16 protein-coding genes are annotated in these 20,281 nt (G+C 63.7%); all 16 read left to right on the top strand.

Annotated features, from left to right (window positions below; all coding sequences use genetic code 11):
• The first annotated feature begins 22 nt into the window (after positions 1–22).
• The 16 genes from rlmN (at position 23) to atpG (ending at position 20,167) form a co-directional block, all read left to right on the top strand.
• Positions 23–1,078, top strand: a complete 1,056-nt coding sequence (gene rlmN, locus OH491_RS15110) for a 23S rRNA (adenine(2503)-C(2))-methyltransferase RlmN (protein WP_068773160.1) — start codon at positions 23–25, stop codon at positions 1,076–1,078.
• A gap of 163 nt (positions 1,079–1,241) precedes the next feature.
• Positions 1,242–2,654, top strand: a complete 1,413-nt coding sequence (locus OH491_RS15105; protein WP_068773159.1) for a glycoside hydrolase family 88/105 protein — start codon at positions 1,242–1,244, stop codon at positions 2,652–2,654.
• Between the two features lie 152 nt (positions 2,655–2,806).
• Positions 2,807–3,955, top strand: a complete 1,149-nt coding sequence (locus OH491_RS15100; protein WP_068773158.1) for a PKD domain-containing protein — start codon at positions 2,807–2,809, stop codon at positions 3,953–3,955.
• A 62-nt stretch (positions 3,956–4,017) separates the two neighbouring features.
• Positions 4,018–5,709 (top strand): DUF5597 domain-containing protein, encoded by a 1,692-nt coding sequence (locus OH491_RS15095; protein ID WP_068773157.1) that lies wholly within the window; start codon positions 4,018–4,020, stop codon positions 5,707–5,709.
• 140 nt (positions 5,710–5,849) lie between these two features.
• Positions 5,850–7,502, top strand: a complete 1,653-nt coding sequence (locus OH491_RS15090; RefSeq protein ID WP_334319758.1) for a rhamnogalacturonidase — start codon at positions 5,850–5,852, stop codon at positions 7,500–7,502.
• Between the two features lie 139 nt (positions 7,503–7,641).
• Entirely contained in the window at positions 7,642–9,186 is a 1,545-nt protein-coding gene (mnmE, locus tag OH491_RS15085) for a tRNA uridine-5-carboxymethylaminomethyl(34) synthesis GTPase MnmE (RefSeq protein WP_342750545.1), read from the top strand.
• A 337-nt stretch (positions 9,187–9,523) separates the two neighbouring features.
• Positions 9,524–11,605: a tRNA uridine-5-carboxymethylaminomethyl modification enzyme MnmG/GidA gene (locus OH491_RS15080; protein ID WP_068773156.1), complete on the top strand. Its 2,082-nt coding sequence runs from the start codon at positions 9,524–9,526 to the stop codon at positions 11,603–11,605.
• 112 nt (positions 11,606–11,717) lie between these two features.
• Positions 11,718–12,470 carry a winged helix-turn-helix domain-containing protein gene (locus OH491_RS15075; RefSeq protein WP_068773155.1) on the top strand — a complete coding sequence of 251 codons (753 nt, stop codon included), beginning with the start codon at positions 11,718–11,720 and terminating at the stop codon, positions 12,468–12,470.
• 419 nt (positions 12,471–12,889) lie between these two features.
• Entirely contained in the window at positions 12,890–14,194 is a 1,305-nt protein-coding gene (locus OH491_RS15070) for a sensor histidine kinase (RefSeq protein WP_068773154.1), read from the top strand.
• A gap of 326 nt (positions 14,195–14,520) precedes the next feature.
• Positions 14,521–15,174, top strand: coding sequence for an SAM-dependent methyltransferase (trmB, locus tag OH491_RS15065; RefSeq protein ID WP_342750544.1), 654 nt, complete (start codon positions 14,521–14,523; stop codon positions 15,172–15,174).
• Between the two features lie 130 nt (positions 15,175–15,304).
• On the top strand, positions 15,305–16,255 hold the full coding sequence (locus OH491_RS15060) for a F0F1 ATP synthase subunit A (protein WP_334319757.1): 951 nt from the start codon (positions 15,305–15,307) through the stop codon (positions 16,253–16,255).
• 79 nt (positions 16,256–16,334) lie between these two features.
• Positions 16,335–16,556, top strand: coding sequence for an ATP synthase F0 subunit C (gene atpE / locus OH491_RS15055; protein ID WP_068773152.1), 222 nt, complete (start codon positions 16,335–16,337; stop codon positions 16,554–16,556).
• Positions 16,557–16,631: 75 nt separating this feature from the next.
• Complete coding sequence (gene atpF / locus OH491_RS15050) at positions 16,632–17,180, top strand: F0F1 ATP synthase subunit B (protein ID WP_068773151.1); 549 nt, start codon at positions 16,632–16,634, stop codon at positions 17,178–17,180.
• Positions 17,181–17,201: 21 nt separating this feature from the next.
• A complete protein-coding gene (locus tag OH491_RS15045) occupies positions 17,202–17,597 on the top strand; it encodes a F0F1 ATP synthase subunit delta (protein WP_068773150.1) in 396 nt (131 codons plus the stop codon).
• A gap of 74 nt (positions 17,598–17,671) precedes the next feature.
• On the top strand, positions 17,672–19,234 hold the full coding sequence (gene atpA, locus OH491_RS15040; protein ID WP_068773149.1) for a F0F1 ATP synthase subunit alpha: 1,563 nt from the start codon (positions 17,672–17,674) through the stop codon (positions 19,232–19,234).
• A gap of 51 nt (positions 19,235–19,285) precedes the next feature.
• Positions 19,286–20,167: an ATP synthase F1 subunit gamma gene (gene atpG, locus OH491_RS15035; protein WP_068773148.1), complete on the top strand. Its 882-nt coding sequence runs from the start codon at positions 19,286–19,288 to the stop codon at positions 20,165–20,167.
• The last annotated feature ends 114 nt before the right edge of the window (positions 20,168–20,281 follow it).

Raw genomic sequence — 20,281 nt, 5'->3', positions numbered from 1 at the left:
GCGGCTTTGCTGGGCGGTCTGCATGAAACCGCCTCCCGCCAGCCCGCTGAACCTGCTCGACCTGACGCGCGACGAATTGCGCGCGCTCGTCGAGTCGTGGGGGCTCAGCCCGGTCCACGCGGCGCGGCTCTGGAATTATTTGTATTACGAGGCGGTTGACTCGCTCGACGCGATGCCCGGACTGCCGGCGCGGTTGCGCGCGCGGCTCGCCGGGGAATGCATGCTGGGAAACCCGCCCGTGGTGCGCGAGGCGCGGAGCACGGACGGATTCACGCGCAAATTTCTGCTCGGCCTCGGCGACGGCGCGCAGATCGAGACGGTGCTCATGCGCTTCACCGGGCGCGTGACGGCGTGCATCAGCTCGCAGGCGGGCTGCGCGATGGGCTGCGTGTTTTGCGCGACCGGGCAGATGGGCTTTTCGCGGCATCTCACGGCGGGCGAGATCGTCGCGCAGGCGCTCCACGTGCAGCGCATCCTCAAGGCCGGCGGCGAGCGCCTGCGCAACGTCGTGCTCATGGGCATGGGCGAGCCGCTGCACAACTACGACGCGGTCATGCGCGCCGCCGACATCCTGCGCGACCCCAACGGCCTCGCGCTCGGCGCGCGCAAAATCACGCTCAGCACCGTGGGCGTCGTCCCCGGCATCATCCGCATGGCCGACGAGGCTCGCCCCATCCACCTCGCCGTGTCGCTGCACGCGGCCACGCAGGAGGAGCGCGCCGCGCTCGTGCCCGCCGCGCGCCGCTGGCCGCTCGACCGGCTCATGGACGCCTGCCGCCACTACTGCGCGAAAACCGGCCGCCGCATCTTTTTCGAGTGGACGCTCATCGAGGGCAAAAACGACTCCCGCGACCATGCCCGCGCCGTGGCGCGGCTGCTGGAGGGCATGGACGCGCAGGTGAACCTGATCCCGCTGAATCCAACTTCCGGATACGACGGCGCGCCCGGCGGCGGGCGCGGCGCGGCGCGGGCGTTCCAGGACGTGCTCGCGGAGCACGGCCTGCCCAGCACGGTGCGCCAGCGGCGCGGCATCGACATCGCCGCCGGCTGCGGCCAGCTCGCCGCGACGCCCCGGTAACGGCTTCGGCAAGCGATGCCCTGGCGCCCCGGCGGGCACCCTTCGGTTCTGACTGTAAGGCACGACCCGGGCTCCGCACCGCCGCAACTCCCGGTGGATGCTTGCGTCTGCCCCGGTGATTCAATGCTCCCGCTCCCGCCGGACGTATTTTTCGTTGCCTATCATGCAAGTCCTCCCTTCCCGAAACATCCTCTTCGCCGCCGGCCTCGCGCTCGCCACCGCCAGCTCCGCTTATGCGCAAACATCGCCGCCCTCTCCCGCCGCCGCCGAGCCCGACCTCGCCACCATCACCAACCTCTGGCGCGTCCCTTCGCCGACGCCCATCCCCTACCCGCCCGCCGAGGTCGCCGACATCGAGGCCGTCATGCGCCGCGTCCTCGATTACCTCGAAACCGCCAGCCCCGTCATCGTCACCAACACCGACACCAAGGAGCGCGTCGCCGATTTCACGAAACCGCTCCCGCGCAACCTCGCCGTCGAACGCGGCCCGTTTCTCATCGTCAGCTACGAGTGGGGCGTCACCTACGCCGGCATGCTCCACGCCGCCGCCGCGACGGGCGACGCGCGCTACACCCGCTACACCGACGAACGCCTCACCGCCATCGCCGCGCTCGCGAAGCATTTCTCCGCGCTCCCGCCCGCCGGGCGCCCGCAACGCTATCTCCTGCGCAGCGTCGTCGCCCCCGCCTCGCTCGACGACTCCGGCGCGATGGCCGCCGGCATGATCAAGGCCCTGCAGGCCCGCGCCACCGCCGCCGACCTCCGTCCCATCATCGACCGCTACCTCGCGCATATTTCGGGCGGCCAAAAACGCCTCGCCGACGGCACCCTCGCGCGCGACCGCCCCATGCCCGACAGCCTCTGGCTCGACGACCTCTACATGAGCGTCCCCGCCCTCGCGCAAATGGGCCGGCTCACCGGCGACGCCCGCTACTTCGACGACGCCGCGCAACAAATCCTCCAGTTCCACGCCCGCATGTTCGTCCCCGCCAAAAACCTCTTCATGCACGGCTGGGTCGCGGGCATGACCGAGCACCCCGCCTACCACTGGGGCCGCGCCAACGGCTGGGCCATCCTCGCCACCGTCGAGCTCCTCTCCGTCCTCCCCGACGCGCATCCGCGCCGCCCCGCGCTCCTCGCCATCCTCCGCGACCACGCCCGCGGCCTCGCCGCCACGCAAGGCATCAACGGCCTCTGGCACCAACTCCTCGACCGCCCCGAGACCTACGAGGAAACCTCCGCCAGCGCGATGTTCGTCTACGGCCTCGCCCGCGCCATCAATCGCGGCTGGCTCGACCCGCTCGTTTACGGCCCCGTCGCCTCCATCGGCTGGAACGCCGTCGCGAAACAAGTCAACGCGCGCGGCCAGGTGGAAAACGTCTGCGTCGGCACCGGCATGGGTTTCGACCCCGTGTTCTACGCCTACCGCAACACCAGCCCGTATGCGGCGCACGGCTACGGCCCCGTCCTTCTCGCCGGAGCCGAGATGATCACGCTCCGCAAGGGCTTGGGCGCCGATGCCGTCGTCCACGACGGCGGCGTCCACTTCGGCAAGGTGCCCACGCGGCTGTGGTGAGGTTTTTCAAATAACGACAACATCCCGAACCGCCTTCGTCGTCTTCCTTCTTTCCTCTTTCTCTTTCGCAAAAAAACAAATCCATCCCGCGCTCCGGTTTCCCAGAGGAAAAAAGAAAGAGAAAGAGGAAAGATTAAGACCCCCTCCCCGCCATGCGCCCGTCACGTTTCATCGCCGCCCTTGCGCTGCTTTCCGCCCTTCAGCCTTTCCGCCCTTCGGCCTTTTCCCTCGACCGTCCCGAAGTCACCTTTCCCGTCTTCCAGTTTCCCGCCGACCAGATGCCGCGCATCGACGGCGACGCCTCCGACTGGGCCATGGTTCCCGAATCCTACGTCGTCGGCGCCGGCCAGCTTGTCGACCTCGGCGAAACCAAAAAGAAACCCGATCCCGCCGACCTCGACGTGCGCGTGCGCGTCGGCTGGGTGAAGGGGCTCAACCGCCTCTATTTCCTCTACGAGGCCCGTGACAATTTCTGGGACTTCTCCGACCCCGGGCTGCGCAACGACACCTTCGAGGTCATCGTCGATGGCGACGCCTCCGGCGGCCCGTTCATCGACTCCGAGCACCGCGATTTCTGGACCGCCGATGTCGTCGGACGGCAGCGCGCCGTCCTCGACACCGATCCGCGCATCCCCGACGCCGAGCGCCACTGGGCCGCGCACGGCGTGCATGCGCAGAACTACCATATCTTCACGCCCGCCATGGACAAGGACTGGGCGCTGGCCTGGGGCTCGCCGACTTGGACGAAGGAATTTCCCTTCGCCAACGCCGCCTCGCGCTTCGATTTCAAGCACGGGGAGCCGGGAAAATTCACGCTCGAATTCTGGATAACCCCGTTCGACTACGCCGGCCCCGAAGGGCCGCAACGCGCCGTCGAGTCCGTCCTCCGTGAAAACAAGCTCATCGGTCTCGGCTGGATCGTCATCGACTACGACGGCGACCCCGACCCAGCGAAACGCGGCTTCTGGTCGCTCGGCCGCCGCTACACCATGTTCGGCGACGCCAGCGCGCTCCCCGCCTTCCGCCTCATGCCGCTGGAGCCCGCGCTGGAAAAAAAGAAAATCGAGGCCCGCTGGTCGTTCGCCGTCGTGGACATGGACCGCCGCCTCGTCGCCTTCAAGGACGAGTCGCGCGGCGAGGTCACCGCGTGGCATTGGGACTTCGGCGACGGCCAAACCTCCGCCGAGCAACACCCGCTCCACGCCTACGCGGACACCCGCAGCCGCACCGTCATTCTCGAAGTCGAAGGCCCCGCCGGAAAGTCCCGCCTCTCCAAAGTCTGGGACGTGCAGCTACGCTGAAAAGTGAAGAGAGAAAGGTGAAGAGTGAAAAACAAACCATCAAACCAACACACGATTTTCCTATGAAAACAACAACCTGCTCCAACCTCCGGCGACTTTCCGCTTTTCTGCTTCTTTCACTCTTCACCTTTCACTCTTCACTCTTTGCCGCCGAACTGCCCCGGCTCGAAAAGCGCGGGCTCGCCACCCAGCTCATCGTTGACGGCCAGCCCTTCCTCGCGCTGGCCGGCGAACTCCACAACTCCAGCTCCACCAGCCGCGCCTACATGGCCCCGCACTGGCCGCGGCTCGCCGCCGCGCATCTCAACACCGTCCTCGCCGCCGTGCCTTGGGACGTCATCGAGCCCGCCGAGGGCCGGTTCGATTTCACCCTGGTTGACCACCTCATCGCCGACGCCCGCGCGCACGACCTCCGCCTCGTCCTGCTCTGGTTCGGCAGTTGGAAAAACGGGCTCAGCCACTACGCCCCCGCCTGGGTGAAGGCCGACACCGCCCGCTTTCCCCGCGCCCGCACCGCGCAAGGCACGCTCGAAATCCTCTCCGTCTTTTCCGAGGCCAACCGCGATGCCGACGCCCGCGCCTACGCCGCCCTCCTGCGCCACCTCCGCGAAACCGATGGCGACCGCCACACCGTCATCATGATGCAGGTGCAAAACGAGGTCGGCCTCCACGCCGATGCCCGCGACCGCTCCGCCCTCGCCGACGCCGCCTGGGCGCAACCCGTCCCCGCCGCGCTCCTCGACCACCTCCGGCAAAACCGCGAGACCCTCGCGCCCGCGCTGCGCGCCCTCTGGCGCGACACCGGCTTCAAGACCGCCGGCACTTGGGCGGATGTGTTCGGCCGCGGCCCGCGCGCCGAGGAAGCCTTCATGGCCTGGCACTACGCGCGCTACACCGACCACGTCGCCGCCGCCGGCAAACGCGAGCACGCGCTCCCCGCCTTCGTCAACGCCTGGATCGTGCAGCCCTCCGACGAACTCCCCGGCGAATATCCCTCCGGCGGCCCGCAGGCCCACGTGCTCGACCTCTGGCGCGCCGCCGCCCCGCACATCGACATTTTCGCGCCGGATGTCTACCTGCCCAACTTCACCCAGATCTGCGCCGAATACGCCCGCCCCGGCGCGCCGTTTTTCGTGCCCGAGTCCTTTGCCGGGGAAACCGGCGCCGCCAATGCGTTTGTCGCCATCGGGCGTTTCGGCGGGCTCGGCTACTCGCCCTTCGGCATCGACAGCCGCCTCGATGAAAAGAACCTCGCCGACGATCCGCTCGTCCGCGCCTACGCCATCCTCAGCCAGCTCGCCCCGCAGATTCTCGCGCAACAAACCCGCGACAACATCGCCGCCGTCTCGCTCGACCCGCAAAATCCCTCCGAGCGCATCAAGCTCGGCGGCTATGATTTGAAAGCCGCGCTCTTCACCGGCTGGCGCGCCAAGGGCGTGCCCGAACGTGCCTACGGCCTCATCCTCGCCACCGGCCCCGACGAATTCCTCGCCGTCGGCGCGAACCTCCAGGTCACCTTCGCCACCGATCCCGCCGGCGACGACACCGTCGGCCTCGCGCAGGTCGAGGAAGGCGTCTTCGACGCGTCCGGAAAGTGGATTCCCGGCCGCCGCCTCAACGGCGACGAAATCATGCTCGACTACGACCTGGGCACGCAGGCCGCCGCCCGCCAGACCGGCACCGGCCTGCGCTTCTCCAGTCCGCAACCCGCCATCATGCGCGCCAAACTCTATCGCTTCCCGCAGGCGAAATAATCGCCAAGCAATCTTTCTCTTTCTCAAAAACCCTCCCGTGCACCCCAGCCTCCTCGGAGGAGAAAGAATAAAGAGAAAGATTGAGACCAAAAACAGACAGTCCGTTTCAAAACCATTCGCCCGGTTCCCTTCCCGCTGCCATGCTCCGTCGTTTGTTTCTCACCACTTCGGCCTCCCTCACCTGCATCGTCACTTTTTTCGCCATGACCACCTTGCAAGCCCGCGATTACAACGTCCGCGAATTCGGCGCCACCGGCGACGGCCAGACCATCGACTCCGGCGCCATCAACCGCGCCATCGAGACCGCGGCGGCGGCCGGCGGCGGCACCGTGCGCCTCCCTGCGGGCACCTACCTGAGCTACTCCGTCCGCCTCAAAAGCAACATCACGCTGCACCTCGATCCCGGCGCCATCCTTGTCGCCGCCGAGCCGCCTCCCGCCGAGGCCGGCGGCGGCTACGACCCCTACGAGCCCAACGAGTGGGGCGACGTCCACCAGTATCAGGATTTTGGACACAGCCACTGGCGCAACAGCCTCATCTGGGGCGAGCAGCTCGAAAACATCGCCATCACCGGCCAAGGCCTCATCCGCGGCGACGGCCTCAACCGCGGCCGCGCCTCGCACCCCGGCACAGCCAACAAATCCATCGCGCTCAAACTCTGCCGCAACGTCATCCTCCGCGATTTCTCCATGCTCATGACCGGCCACTTCTCCGTCCTCGCGACCGGGGTGGACAACCTCACCATCGACAACCTCAAGATCGACACCAACCGCGACGGCCTCGACATCGACTCCTGCCGCCACGTCCGCATCTCCAACTGCACCGTCAACACCCTCAACGACGACGCCATCGTCCTCAAGACCTCCTACGCCCTCGGCTTTCTCCGCCCCACCGAAAACGTCACCATCACCAATTGCCAGGTCAGCGGTTACGACCCCGGCTCCCTCCTCGCCGGCACCTTCACCCGCGAGTCCGTCCGCGCCCCCGACCGCGACGGCCCCACCGGGCGCATCAAACTCGGCACCGAGTCCAACGGCGACTTTCGCAACATCACCATCTCCAACTGCGTCTTCGACCGCTCCCGCGGCATCGCCATCGAAAGCGTGGACGGCGCCGTCATCGAGGACATCGCCATTTCCAACATCACCCTGCGCGACGTCTCCAACGCAGCCATTTTCCTCGTCATCGGCGACCGCGCCCGCGGTCCCGAAGGCACGCCCGTCGGCGCCATCCGCCGCGTCAGCATCGACAACCTCGTCGCCTCCTCCGCCGACGCCCGTTTCCCCGTCATCATCAACGGCCTCCCCGGACACCCGGTCGAGGACGTGCGCATCGACGGCATCCACATCGCCAAAAGCGGTGGTCTCACCCTCGACGAAATCCGCGATCAGCCCTCGCACCTCGTCAACTCCTTCTTCCTCCGCTCGCAAGGCAAGGACACCACCGGCCCCGCCGCCAGCGGCCCGCGCCCCGACATCTACGCCGTCCCCGAACGCCCGGTCGCCTATCCCGAGCCCAGCATGTTCGGCCTCCTGCCCGCCAGCGCGCTCTACGCCCGCCATGCAAAGAATCTCACCCTCCGCGACGTCACCGTCACCTATGCCTCCCCGGACGAACGCATTCCCGTGGTTCTTCAGGACGTGAAAGGCGCGACCTTCCGCTCAGTCAATATCCAGCGCGCACCCGGCCAGCCCTTCGCCCTTCTCCGCGACACGACCGATTTCACCGCTCGCGACTGCGGCACGCTGCCGGACATCGATAAATCCTCCGCCCAAGACGAAACCGTCAAATAATGCGACGCCCAATTTGCAGTGAGGGCCATCGCCTTATGTAGGTAGCCCTCGATCCAAGCCAAAATCATTCGATTTTGGCCAATGCCTGTCTTACAGGTTGTGACCAAACCATGCCACGGCTCTTGTGGCAAAACACGTCATGACCACTTTCTCCGACACCATCGCCGCGCTGGCCACGCCCATCGGCACCTCAGCCATCGCTGTCGTGCGGGCCAGCGGCCCTGCCTGCGCCAAGCTGGCGGCCGACGCACTTGCACTTGGCCGGGCACCCGACACGCCCGCCGCCTCCCCCCCTCCCCCACCCCGCCTCGCCATCCATGCCGACTATCGTGACCGCTCCGGCACGGTCCTCGACGATGTCCTCGCCACCTATTTTGCCGCGCCGCACTCCTACACGGGTGACGATTCCCTCGAAATCTCCTGCCACGGCAACCCCTTCATCGCCCAAAAAATCCTCGAGGACCTGCTTGCCCGCGGCTGCCGCGCCGCCGAGCCGGGCGAGTTTACCCGCCGCGCATTTCTCAACGGCCTCATCGACCTCAGCCAGGCCGAGGCGGTCATGGATCTCATCCACGCCCGCAGTGAACGCGCGCTGGCCGCTGCCAACCAACAACTTCGCGGATCGCTGGGCCGCCATGTGGCCGCGCTCACCGACGAACTTCTCCAAGCCCTTGCCCGCGTGGAGGCCTACATCGACTTTCCGGACGAGGATCTCCCCGCCGAGGATCGCACCCTTGTCCGCCGCGCCCTCGCCACGCTCACCCAAGGCACCGACCGCCTGCTCGCCACCCAACACTATGGCGAAATCCTGCGCGAAGGCATCAAAACCGTCATCCTCGGCGAGCCCAACGCCGGCAAAAGCTCGCTTCTCAACCGTCTCGTCGGCCGTGACCGCGCCCTCGTAAGTCACGAGCCCGGAACCACTCGCGACTTTATCGAAGAACGCCTCATCCTCGGCCCGCACTGCCTGCGCCTTATCGACACCGCCGGCCTCAATCCCTCCCCCGCGCCGCTCGAAAAGCTCGGCATGGACAAGACCCTCGATCGCGCCGCCGAGGCCGACCTGCTCATCCTCGTCCTCGACGCCACCCGCCCCGCACCCGCCCTGCCCCGGGAGATCATGGAACGCCTAACCCCGGAAAACACCGTGGTGGTTCTAAACAAATGCGACCTTTGGCCCATGCCCGCGCCCGCTGGCGCGGGAAGTGACAAGTGGCAAGTGGCAAGTGACAAGAATGAAGATCCCAATCAATCAAATTCTAAATTACAAAAAAATCACAATATATTACTAATAAAAGAATTACAAGACAACATAACCCATTTTGCATCCTCTTCCACTTCCCTCCCCCACCCTTCCACGTTTCGTCTTTCAGCCTTTCCCCTCTCCGCCCTCACAGGCGAAGGTGTCCCGGCTTTCGTGGAGGCGATTATAGCTCGAGCCGAGGCATTCCGCCTCGACCAAGGCGGTGATCTTATCGCCATCAATGCCCGGCACGCCGATGCCCTCGCACGCGCACGTGGCAGCCTCGCCGATGCCGCCGCCAACCTCGATGCCGACGGCCCGGTGGAGCTTCTCTCCAGTGATCTCCGCGCGGCCCTCGACGCCCTCGGCGAAATCGCGGGTCGCATCGACAACGAACGCATGCTGGACCATCTTTTCGCGACCTTCTGCATCGGAAAATGATTAATACCAATTCCCAATTAAAATCCCCCCTTTGGGTAGGGCGAGGCGTCCCCGCCGAGCCGCAGGCCAGCAACGGCTCGGCGGGGACGCCTCGCCCTACCCTGATAAGTGTGAAAATGGTTCGGAAATGGTATAACAACGAAAACCAGACTTCTACTGGAGGGCCGAGCTCCCGCGAGGCCGTTGCCGAAAAACGCGGCGCTCGACCGCAACGGCCTCGCGGGAGTTCGGCCCTCCAGCAGTCCAAGTCCTCGTGTTTCAACTCCAACTGGCCGCGCAGTCGCTCTCTTCGCATCCTTCATGCCCTTCGCGGTTCCAAAAATCGCCCTCCCCTCTCATGATTTACAATCCGACCACACCCTTTGACGTCATTGTCTGCGGCGCCGGACACGCCGGCTGCGAAGCCGCGCTCGCCGCCGCCCGCATGGGTGCGAGGACACTCCTCCTTACCGGCAACCTCGACACCATCGCCCAGATGAGCTGCAACCCCGCCATCGGCGGCCAGGCCAAGGGGCAGATTGTGCGTGAAATCGACGCCCTCGGCGGCGAAATGGCCATCAACACCGATGCCACCGGCATCCAGTTCCGCCTCCTCAACGAATCCAAAGGCCCCGCCGTCCAGTCGCCCCGCGCCCAATGCGACAAAAAAGCCTATCAGTTTCGCCTCAAGCACACGCTCGAACTCCAGCCCAACCTGCAACTCTTTCAGGCCACCGTCACCGCCCTCATCTACTCCGCCGGCAAAGTCATCGGAGTCCAGACCAACCTCGACATCGAGTTTCACGGCCACACCATCATCGTCACCACCGGCACCTTTTTGCGCGGCCTCATGCATATCGGCTCCAACAAGAACGAAGGCGGCCGTCTCGGCGATTTCAGCGCGCGCACCCTTTCCGCCAGCCTTCGCGAAGCCGGCATCGAACTCCATCGCCTGAAAACCGGCACACCGCCGAGACTTCTCGGACGCAGCATCGACTTCAGCGTGATGCAGGAACAAAAAGGCGACGCCACGCCCACGCTGTTCGCCTTTCACGACACCCGCGACCCGGAAGATTTGTTCCACGTGGAACAATCCGAAGGCGGAACGCGGAAGGCGGAACGCGGAATAAAAACTTCCGCCGCGGACACTTCGCCATTGTTCCACGTGGAACAAGCGTCGCCAAGCGCCGCTTCATTCCTTCCCAATCCGCATTCCGCAATCCGCATTCCGCATTTCTTTCCGCCCGGCACGGCCCAAGTCTCGTGCTGGATGACCTACACGACCGGCCGCACCGCCGAGATCGTCCGTGCCAATCTCCACCGCTCGGCCATGTATTCCGGCCAGATCGAGGGCGTCGGTCCGCGTTATTGCCCGAGTTTCGAGGACAAGATTGTTCGCTTCGCCGACAAACCCCGCCACCTCCTCTTCCTCGAACCCGAAGGTCGCTCGACCAACGAATATTACGTCAACGGCCTTTCCACCTCATTGCCTTTCGAGGTGCAGCTCGACTTGGTCCACAGCGTTCCCGGGCTCGAAAACGCCGTCCTCATGCGCCCCGCCTACGCGGTCGAATACGATTTTGCACCGCCCACGCAGTTGTTTCCGTCGCTCGAGTCCAAGAAGGTCGAAAACCTTTTCTTCGCCGGCCAGATCAACGGCACCTCCGGCTATGAGGAGGCGGCAGGGCAGGGACTCGTCGCCGGCGTCAATGCCGTCCGCAAACTCCGCCGGCAGCCGCCGTTCATCATTGCCCGGCACGAGGGCTATATCGGCGTGATGATCGACGACCTTGTCACCAAGGGAACCAACGAGCCCTATCGCATGTTCACCAGCCGGGCCGAGTATCGGCTGCTGTTCAACCACGCCAGCGCCGAGCTGCGTCTTCGCCATCATATTCGCGAGCATGGACTCGTCTCCGCCAGCCGTCTGGCCCGCATTGAGGAGAAACATCGCCAAATCGAGCAGTGGGCGCACTGGCTCGATGCAAACAAAGCAAGGGCAGGGCAGGGGACCTGGGCCGATGTCATCCGGCGCAAGCTCTCTGCCGGAGGGACGATCTCCGCGCCGTCCTCTTGCCTTTCGACACCGAAACAGGACGGCACGGAGGCCGTCCCTCCAAATCAGCCGGACACCCTCGATCTTCCGGCGGATTTCCTCGCCCAACCCGCCCCCATCCGCGACGAGGTGCTCTACCGCGTCAGCTACGCGGGTTATCTCGCCCGCGAAAAACGCCAGATCGCCAAGCTCAGCGAAATCGAAAAAATCAAAATTCCGCCCTCCATTGACTACCTGAAAGTTCGCGGCCTGCGTCGCGAAAGCGCGCTCAAGTTGAACGATGTAAAGCCCTATACCTTGGGCCAGGCCAGCCGTATAAGTGGAGTTAATCCAGCGGATATCAACATCTTAATGGTTCTTATCGAGTCCCGCCGAGCAGGGTAGGGGATGCCCTGCCCCATGCGGGTCCTCATTTTCCTTTGTAACAATTGCGAAACGCACACGTAAACTGCTCGGCACTGTGCCATCGAAACGCCATATTTAACCGTGACTGCTCATGACTTCCGCCGATTTGAAAGCCAAAAAAGTCCTCATCGTGGATGACGAAGCCGATGTCACCGACCTCGTCGCTTACAACCTTCGCGCCAAAGGCTGCACCGTCGAAACCCTCAACGATCCCACCAGCAGCATTGGGGTCGCCCGCTCCTTCCTGCCCGACCTTGTCATCCTCGACGTGATGATGCCCGATCTGAGCGGCGTGCAGATCTGTAAAATGCTCCGTGCCGATCCCCAGCTCAAAAACGTGCCCGTCATCTTCCTCACCGCCAAGGCCGAGGAGCATGACCGCGTGCAGGGACTCGAAATCGGTGCCGACGACTATATCTGCAAGCCCTTCAGCACAAAGGAACTCACCCTCCGCATCCAATCCATCCTCCGCCGCTCGGCCGCCGGCATCACCACAGCGGCCGCGCCCTCCAGCCCGTCCTCCGCCACCCGCCATCAGGTCGGTGACATCAACCTCGATGTCGAGCGCCACGCCGTGACCGTCCACGGCCAGCCCATCGAGCTCACCGCGACCGAGTTCAAGCTCCTCCAGCTCCTCATGGAACGCCGCGGCCGCGTGCAAACCCGCGAGCACCTGCTCCTCAACGTCTGGAACTACGAAACCGAAATCGAGACGCGCACCGTTGACACCCATATCCGCCGCCTCCGCGAAAAACTCGGGACCGAGGCCGACTGGATCGAAACCATCCGGGGCGTGGGCTACCGTCTGGCGGAACGCCGTGTCACCAACAGCCCCGCCGCGTGAGTTTTTTGGGCCAAACTTTTGGCCGCCAGGTGCGCGCCGATTATCAAACCGCCAATAAATACTGATGGTTTGATACAGATTTTGCCATTGCCCAATCGTGCGAAATCAACCGCAAAAAACGCGAAATGCGCAAAATCAATTTCAGGCCAAGTGTTCAGCCACGAGAAACCCCGCGGATACAAGGAAAATACAATCCAGGGCCGGTTTATTATCAATCAATCCACTAAACAACGAAACTTGTTGAAATTGTTTTACTTGCAAAATAGTGATTATTGCGGATCACATCCGTCCCGATAACGCCGGTAATTTCCCGCCCTCTTTTCCCCGAATTTTTCATATTTCCCGATTCATCCTTTTTCCATCTCGTCAGTGAAAATGAGCGGCTGCATATGAATGTCTATTAGTGGCCGGCCAATAAAATGCTTTTCGCAATTATCATCATCCTCGGAATCGCCCTTTGCGTCGCGCTTTTGCAGATCGCGCAATACCGCCGGGCCGCGCGCGGGCTTTCGCAGGCGATCATCACCAAGCAGCCCTTTCTCCGCGAAGACATCCCCGGGGCGTCCGGGCCGCATTGGGACGCGCTCGTCAGCGAGACCAACGACCTCATCTCCGAAAACATCCGCCTGCGCCAGCTCCGCACCAGCCAGCTCGCCCAGCTCGACGCCACCCTCGGCAGCCTCCAGGAGGCCGTGCTGCTGGTCGATCGCGACAACCGCATCCTTCTCGCCAACCAAGCCCTCCAAGCCCTCTTCCCCCGCGCCGCCGCCAATACCAACCTCCTCCACCACCGCCTCGAAACCATCATCCACGGCGCCGCGTTTTTCGAATACGTGGAGGCCGTCCGCCGCGGCACCGCCCGTCCGCAGCATGAGATCGAGTTTCCTTCCACGCCGTCCCCCGCCGCCGCGACCTCCCGCGCCGGCCGCCACCTTTGGCTCGAAGTCACCGGCACCACCATCCCCGCGCTCACCGGCGATGACGAAGCCTGGGCGCTTTTTGTCCTTCACGACATCACCAAGCAGAAAAAACTCGAGGCCGTGCGAAAGGAGTTCGTCGCCAATGTCTCCCACGAACTCCGCACCCCGCTCAGCATCATCAAGGGTTACGCCGAGACGCTGGTTGACGGGCACGTGGACATGCCCGAGGCGGATCGCGATCGTTTTTTGCGCACCATCGAGCGCCACGCCGAGCGCCTCAACTCCCTCATCGAAGACCTGCTCACGCTTTCCCGCCTCGAATCCGCCAACGCCGGCCTGCGCCGCGAGCCCGTCGCGTTCACAAAGCTCCTCGCGACCATCCTCGACGACTATCGCGCCCGGCCCGCCGCGGCCGGGCGGCGGCTGGGGCATGACTTCGACCCCGCCATCGGCGAACTCCAGCTCGACCCGCTCAAAATCACCCAGGCCCTCGAAAACCTCCTCGACAACGCCCTCAAATACACGCCGCCCACCGCGCTTGTCCAAGTGAGCGCGCGCCGCGCCGGCGCTGGCATGATCGAGGTGGCGGTGCGCGACAACGGCCCCGGCATCCCCGCCGCCGACCTGCCTCATATTTTCGAACGGTTTTATCGCGTGGACAAAGGCCGGTCCCGCGACAAAGGCGGCACGGGCCTCGGCCTGAGCATCGTGAAACACATCGTCCAGCTTCACGGCGGCCAGGTCCGCGCCGAAAGCACGGAAGGGCAGGGGAGCGTCTTTTATTTCACCCTGCCGGAAAAGTGACAGGGCTTTGTGCCGGCCCTCAATCGTTCTCGTTCTCTTACTCGTTCTCGTTCGCGAAACATTTCGAAAACAAAAGAGAACGAAGAACGAGTAATACCATTTGCGAATGAAAATCACACTATGGAAACCGTTAATGGTAGGGCGAGGCGTCCCGCCGAGCCGCGTGAACCGCTCGCGGCTCGGCGGGGACGCCTCGCCCTACCTGAAGTGTGATTTCTGACTGCAAATGGTATAACAGAACGAGAACGATTGAGTGGGCGCTCACATGCCCGGCTTGCGCGGGGGCCGCTTTTGCCCCAAGACAACCGGCTCTCCCGCTCCCGCCCGTGGAAAACCCAGCCCGCTCCGCCGATTTTCTTGCCCGCCGCGACGCGCGCCTTGCCGCGTTGCGCGAAACCCTTGCCGTGCTCCTGCGCGGCCATCCGCGCATCACACTCGAGCTCGGCTGCGGCCACGGCCACTTCCTCACCGCCTACGCCGCCGCGCAATCGGTCTCGCTTTCCGCATTCCATCGACTTTCAGCCTCCGAGCGGCGGCCACAAACGCCTTTTTGCATCGGCATCGACCTCATCGGTGAACGCATCGCGCGCGCCCGCCGCAAGGCCGCCCGCGCCGGACTCGAACCGCATCTCGCGTTCCTCCAGGCCGAGGCGGGCGAATTCCTCGCCTCGCTGCCGGCCCATGTGGCCTTTGCGGATATTTTCATCCTGTTCCCCGATCCGTGGCCAAAACGCCGCCACCACAAAAACCGGCTCATCCAGCCCGAAATTCTCACGGCGCTCGCCACGCGCTCCGGCATCGACACGCGCCTGTGCTTCCGCACCGATTACGCCCCCTATTTCGAGGACGCATGCGAAACCATGACAGCACATGCAAACTGGGAGATCGATCCTACGCTTTCATGGCCATTCGAACAGGAGACCGTTTTCCAAAATCGTGCTAAAATATATCAATCTTTTGTCGCCCGGCGAATTTTATGACCGGATTCATGCCTTCCTTATCAATCTATATAAAAATAAGTTATAAAAGATGACGTTCAAACAAAAATAGATTAGCAGGATCTTTACTGATTAGGATAAGCATTATTTATTTCTTTGGTTGACGAGGGAAGTGACGTTTGCCTACGTCGCCACCCTTTCATACACCGATTTTTCGCTGCCTGCGCACCTTCGCATCATGACACGAGGTAAAAAACTAACCCTGCTGCCCATAGGCTTCCTCGGAGCCTCCGTTTCTGTCATTGCCGCCTCGGAAGAAGGTGCCCATTCGGGAATCGCCACCGCTGCTGAGACATTGTTTCACATCGGCCCGCTTCCGGTCACGAACAGCATGGTCACGAGCTGGGTGATTGCGCTCGCCCTCATCGCCCTCATCCGCCTCGCCATCCGCCGCCCCAAACTCGTTCCCACCCGCGCCCAAGCCTTGGTCGAGAGCGTGGTGCAGGGGATTCTCGACCTCATTTCGCCCATCACGGGCAAGCACGTCGCCAAGCACGCCTTCCCGCTGCTGATCGCCCTCTTCTGCTTCATCCTGATCCAAAACTGGAGCGGCCTCCTGCCCGGCGTGGGCTCCCTCTTCATAAGTGAACACGGCGAATGGAAAGAAATCATCCGCCCCGGCAACGCCGACATGAACAGCACCATCGCGCTCGCCATCGTGGCCATGGCGGCCTGGGCGTGGTTTGTCCTGCGCTACGCCGGCCTCAAGTATTTTGTCTCCCACACGTTCGGCAACAAGGCCGACCGCCGGGAAATCCCGCTCCCCATCTATCTTTTGCTTACGGTGATATTCCTCGGCGTCGGCGTCGTGGAGCTGATCTCGATGGTTTTCCGTCCGGTTTCGCTCTCGTTCCGTCTTTTCGGCAACGTCTTCGGCGGGGAAAACCTCATGCATTCCATGTTCGGCATATTCAAGTGGGGGCTGCCGATTCCCTTCTACTTTCTCGAAATCCTGATCGGCGTGGTGCAGGCGCTCGTCTTCACGCTCCTCGTTGCCGTTTACATCGGGCTCGTCTGCAACCACGAGGAGGACGAACACGCCCCGGGAGCCGCCTCGCACTGACCGAAAACTCATTTCCCGCCGGGAGCGTGCCGAAGTTTGTGCGCACGGCGGAAACCCAACCAACCAACAAATACCAACCATGATCGACATCATCGCACAAGCCTCCACCGGAATCACCGGCAGCATCCAAGGCGCCCTCGGCTGCCTCGGCGCCGCCCTTGGCGTGGGCCTGGTCGGCACGAAGGCCGTCGAGGCCGTCGGCCGCAACCCCGGCGCGTCCGGCAAGATCCTCGTCCAAGCCATCCTCGGCATGGCGCTCGCCGAAGCGGTCGCGTTCTACGCGCTCTTCCTCGGCAAGTAAGCCACTCCCAGCCGCGCCGCCGCCACCCGGCGGCGCGGCCCCTTTTTTCCCGACCCGTTTTTCCCTCAACCCGCCATGACACTCGCGCCGCTCCCAATCGCCGCCGGACTCAGCGACACCATCACGCAGATTGCCCACCAATTCGGCATCGATATCCCGCTCCTCGTCGCGCAGATAATCTGCTTCAGCATCGTGGCGTTCCTGCTCTGGAAATTCGCCTTCAAGCCCGTCCTGGCCACCCTCGACGAACGCCAGAAAAAAATCGCCGACGGCCTCGACTACGCCGAGAAAATGAAGGCCGAACTCGCCGCCGCCCAGGCCCGCAGCGAGGAAATCTTCCGGGACGCCTCGCTCAAGGCCCAGCAAATCATGGCCGACGCGCAGAAAACCGCGAAAGACTTCGCCGACGCGCAGCAAAAGGAGGCCATCGAAAAGGCCGGCGACATCCTCGCCAAGGCCCAGCAGGCCGTCGAACTCGAACACAAGAAAATGCTCGCCGACGCCCGGGGCGAAATCACCCGCCTCGTCGTCGCCACCACCGAGCGCGTCCTTGCCAGGAAACTCACCGACGCCGACCGCGCCTCCTACAACGAAGCCGCGTCGCAGGAACTCATCAAAAACTGAGCACTCTCCAGTTTCTTGCCGATGAAGCCCGACAAACAATCCCAGCGCCTCGCCCGCCATCTTTACAGCCTCAGCTTTGCGGACGGGCGCATCTCGGCCGAACGCGTGGCGGGTGTCGTCGCCTACCTCGACAAAAATCCGCCGCCGCACCGCCACCTCTCCGTCCTCAAAGCTTATCGCGCCCTCGTCGCCGCCGAACTCGCCCGCAGCGAAGCCCGCATCGAGCACGCCGGCCCGGTCTCCGACGCCACCATCCAGGCGATCGCCGCCGCGATGTCGGCCCGTTACGGCCACCCCATCGCGCCCTCCGCGAAACCCAATCCCGCGCTCCTCGCCGGCGTCCGCGTCCGCGTCGGCGACGACCTCTACGACACCTCCGTCTCCGCCCGCCTCGCCGAACTCGCCGCCCGCACCTGAGCCGCCCCCGCCGCGCGCCACCCATTTTTCAAAATATCACGCCACCCAAGACCCGCCACCATCCCTTTCACGAAATGAGCGACACCAACGTCATAGCCCAAATCGAACAGCAAATCGCCCAGTTGCAGAACAAGGCGGTCAAGAAAAACACCGGCACCATCCGCGCCGTCGCCGACGGCGTCGCCACCATCGACGGCCTCTCCGACGTCATGTATAACGAAATGGTGCGGTTCCCCGGCGGCGCCATCGGCATTGCCCTCAACCTCGGCGAGACCGAAGTCGGCACCATCGTCCTTGGCGACATCTCCCAACTCAAGGAAGGCGACGAAGTCCAGACCACCGGCCGCCTCCTCTCCGTCCCCGTCGGCAAAGCCCTCCTCGGACGCGTCGTCGACGCCCTCGGCAACCCCGTCGACGGCAAAGGCCCCCTCGACGCCAGAGAAACCTATCCCGTCGAACGCATCGCCCCCGGCATCATCGCCCGCAAGTCCGTCTCCCAAGCCCTCTTTACCGGCATCATGGCCATCGACTCCATGATTCCCATCGGACGCGGCCAGCGCGAACTCATCATCGGCGACCGCGGCACCGGCAAGACCGCCATCGCCATCGATACCATCATCAACCAGGCCAAGATCAACAAAATCGGCCTCGCCTCCGGCGACCCGAAATTCCGCCCCGTTTACTCCATCTACGTCGCCGTCGGCCAGAAAAACTCCAACATCGTCCGCACCATCTCCACCCTCGAAGCCGCTGGCGCGCTCGAATACACCATCATCGTCGCCGCCCCCGCCGCCGACAATCCCGCCAACCAATACATCGCCCCCTACGCCGGCGCCGCGATGGGCGAATGGTTCATGGAAAACGACATGGACGCCCTCATCGTCTATGACGACCTCTCCAAGCACGCCGTCGCCTACCGCCAGATCTGTCTCATCTTGAAACGTCCCTCCGGCCGCGAAGCCTATCCCGGCGATGTTTTCTACCTTCACTCCCGCCTCCTCGAACGCGCCGCCCGCCTCGCCGGCAAAGGCTCCCTCACCGCCCTCCCCATCGTCGAAACCCAGGCCGGCGACGTCTCCGCCTACATCCCGACCAACATCATCTCCATCACCGACGGGCAAATCTTCCTCGAAACCGACCTCTTCAACCAAGGCACCCGCCCCGCCGTCTCCGTCGGCCTCTCCGTCTCCCGCGTCGGCTCCGCCGCGCAAATCAAGGCCACCAAGCAGGTCGGCGGAAAGCTCAAGGGCGAACTCGCCCAGTTCCGCGAACTCGCCGCCTTTGCCCAATTCGGCTCCGACCTCGACGCCCGCACCAAGGCCCAGCTCGACCGCGGCTCCCGCATCGTCGAACTCTTCAAGCAGCCCGCCGCCGCGCCGATTCCCATCGAGCAGCAGGTCGTCACCCTCTGGGCCATGCAAAAAGGCTATTACGACGACCTCGAATTGAAGGCCGTCGCTCCCGCCGCCGCCAGCCTCCGCCAATTTTTCACCGCGCGCCAGACCGCGCTCCTCGAGGAAATCCGCATCCAGGCCAAACTCGACGACGCCATCGAAGCCAAACTCAAGACCGCCACCGACGAGTGGAAAGCGACCCAGCCCAAAGCCGGGAAACCCGCCGCCGCCCCGGCCGCCTGAAACAGCGAGAGCCCACTGGCATCCCTCTGCCGTTAAAACACTTCTCCCTTCATGGCATCGACAAGAGACATTCGCCGCCGAATCAAATCGGTCAAAAACACCCGCCAGATCACCAAGGCGATGGAACTCGTTGCCTCGTCGAAAATGAAGAAGGCGCAGCAGGCTGCGATGGCCGGGCGCCCCTATGCCCGCCTCCTCGCCACCATGCTTGCCAACCTCGCTCACCGCGTCGAGGACATGGACAACCTCCATCCCTTCCTCATCCGCCGCGAAATCAAAACCCGCGGCATTCTCCTCCTCACCACCGACAAAGGCCTCTGCGGCCCGCTCAACTCCAATCTCTTCCGCCTCGTCGCCGACATCAAGGCCCCCGCCAAGTTTGTCGCCGTCGGACGCAAGGGCGCCCAATACCTGGCCCGCACCGGACGCGACCTCCTCGCCGACTTCATCATCAGCGACCGCGTCACCTTCGCCGAGGTCCGCGTCATCATCGAGTTTCTGGTCAAACAATATCTCGACGGCGTCATCGACACGCTCGAAGTCATCTATCCCCATTTCAAAAACACCCTCGTTCAGGAACCCGCCATCGCCCCCATCCTCCCGCTCGACAATCTCGCCGCGATGGTCGAACGCCTGAAAAAACAGGCCGGCGTCGAATCCTCCCCCGACACCCGCGACATGCTCTTCGAGCCCAGCTCCGCCGAGGTGCTCAGCGCCCTGCTCCCCTTCTACGTCAACCGCACCATCCACCAGCTCGCGCTCGCCGCCAAAGCCTCCGAGCACAGCGCCCGCATGGTCGCGATGAAGACCGCCAAGGACAACGCCACCAACCTCCTCGACGACCTCACGCTCAAATACAACAAGGCCCGCCAGGCCGCCATCACCAACGAAATCCTCGAAATCGCCGCCGCCCAATACGCCGCCGCGACCTGATCTCCCCGCGGCCAATGAATAATGTGAAATGAACCGTGCAGAATAATAAATCCAAACCGCCCGGAGAAATATCAGTCGTCCCACATCATACATCCACCAAGGCGCGGTCACTTT

The organism is Termitidicoccus mucosus (assembly GCF_038725785.1).
Lineage (GTDB): Bacteria > Verrucomicrobiota > Verrucomicrobiia > Opitutales > Opitutaceae > Termitidicoccus > Termitidicoccus mucosus.
Note: the sequence above shows the minus strand (reverse complement) of the source record. Positions and strands in the feature narration are given on the sequence as shown.

Coding starts and splice junctions, on each gene's coding strand:
- rlmN (WP_068773160.1), top strand. CDS start 23: ATGAAACCGCCTCCCGCCAGCCCGCTGAACCTGCTCGACCTGACGCGC.
- OH491_RS15105 (WP_068773159.1), top strand. CDS start 1,242: ATGCAAGTCCTCCCTTCCCGAAACATCCTCTTCGCCGCCGGCCTCGCG.
- OH491_RS15100 (WP_068773158.1), top strand. CDS start 2,807: ATGCGCCCGTCACGTTTCATCGCCGCCCTTGCGCTGCTTTCCGCCCTT.
- OH491_RS15095 (WP_068773157.1), top strand. CDS start 4,018: ATGAAAACAACAACCTGCTCCAACCTCCGGCGACTTTCCGCTTTTCTG.
- OH491_RS15090 (WP_334319758.1), top strand. CDS start 5,850: ATGCTCCGTCGTTTGTTTCTCACCACTTCGGCCTCCCTCACCTGCATC.
- mnmE (WP_342750545.1), top strand. CDS start 7,642: ATGACCACTTTCTCCGACACCATCGCCGCGCTGGCCACGCCCATCGGC.
- OH491_RS15080 (WP_068773156.1), top strand. CDS start 9,524: ATGATTTACAATCCGACCACACCCTTTGACGTCATTGTCTGCGGCGCC.
- OH491_RS15075 (WP_068773155.1), top strand. CDS start 11,718: ATGACTTCCGCCGATTTGAAAGCCAAAAAAGTCCTCATCGTGGATGAC.
- OH491_RS15070 (WP_068773154.1), top strand. CDS start 12,890: ATGCTTTTCGCAATTATCATCATCCTCGGAATCGCCCTTTGCGTCGCG.
- atpE (WP_068773152.1), top strand. CDS start 16,335: ATGATCGACATCATCGCACAAGCCTCCACCGGAATCACCGGCAGCATC.
- atpF (WP_068773151.1), top strand. CDS start 16,632: ATGACACTCGCGCCGCTCCCAATCGCCGCCGGACTCAGCGACACCATC.
- OH491_RS15045 (WP_068773150.1), top strand. CDS start 17,202: ATGAAGCCCGACAAACAATCCCAGCGCCTCGCCCGCCATCTTTACAGC.
- atpA (WP_068773149.1), top strand. CDS start 17,672: ATGAGCGACACCAACGTCATAGCCCAAATCGAACAGCAAATCGCCCAG.
- atpG (WP_068773148.1), top strand. CDS start 19,286: ATGGCATCGACAAGAGACATTCGCCGCCGAATCAAATCGGTCAAAAAC.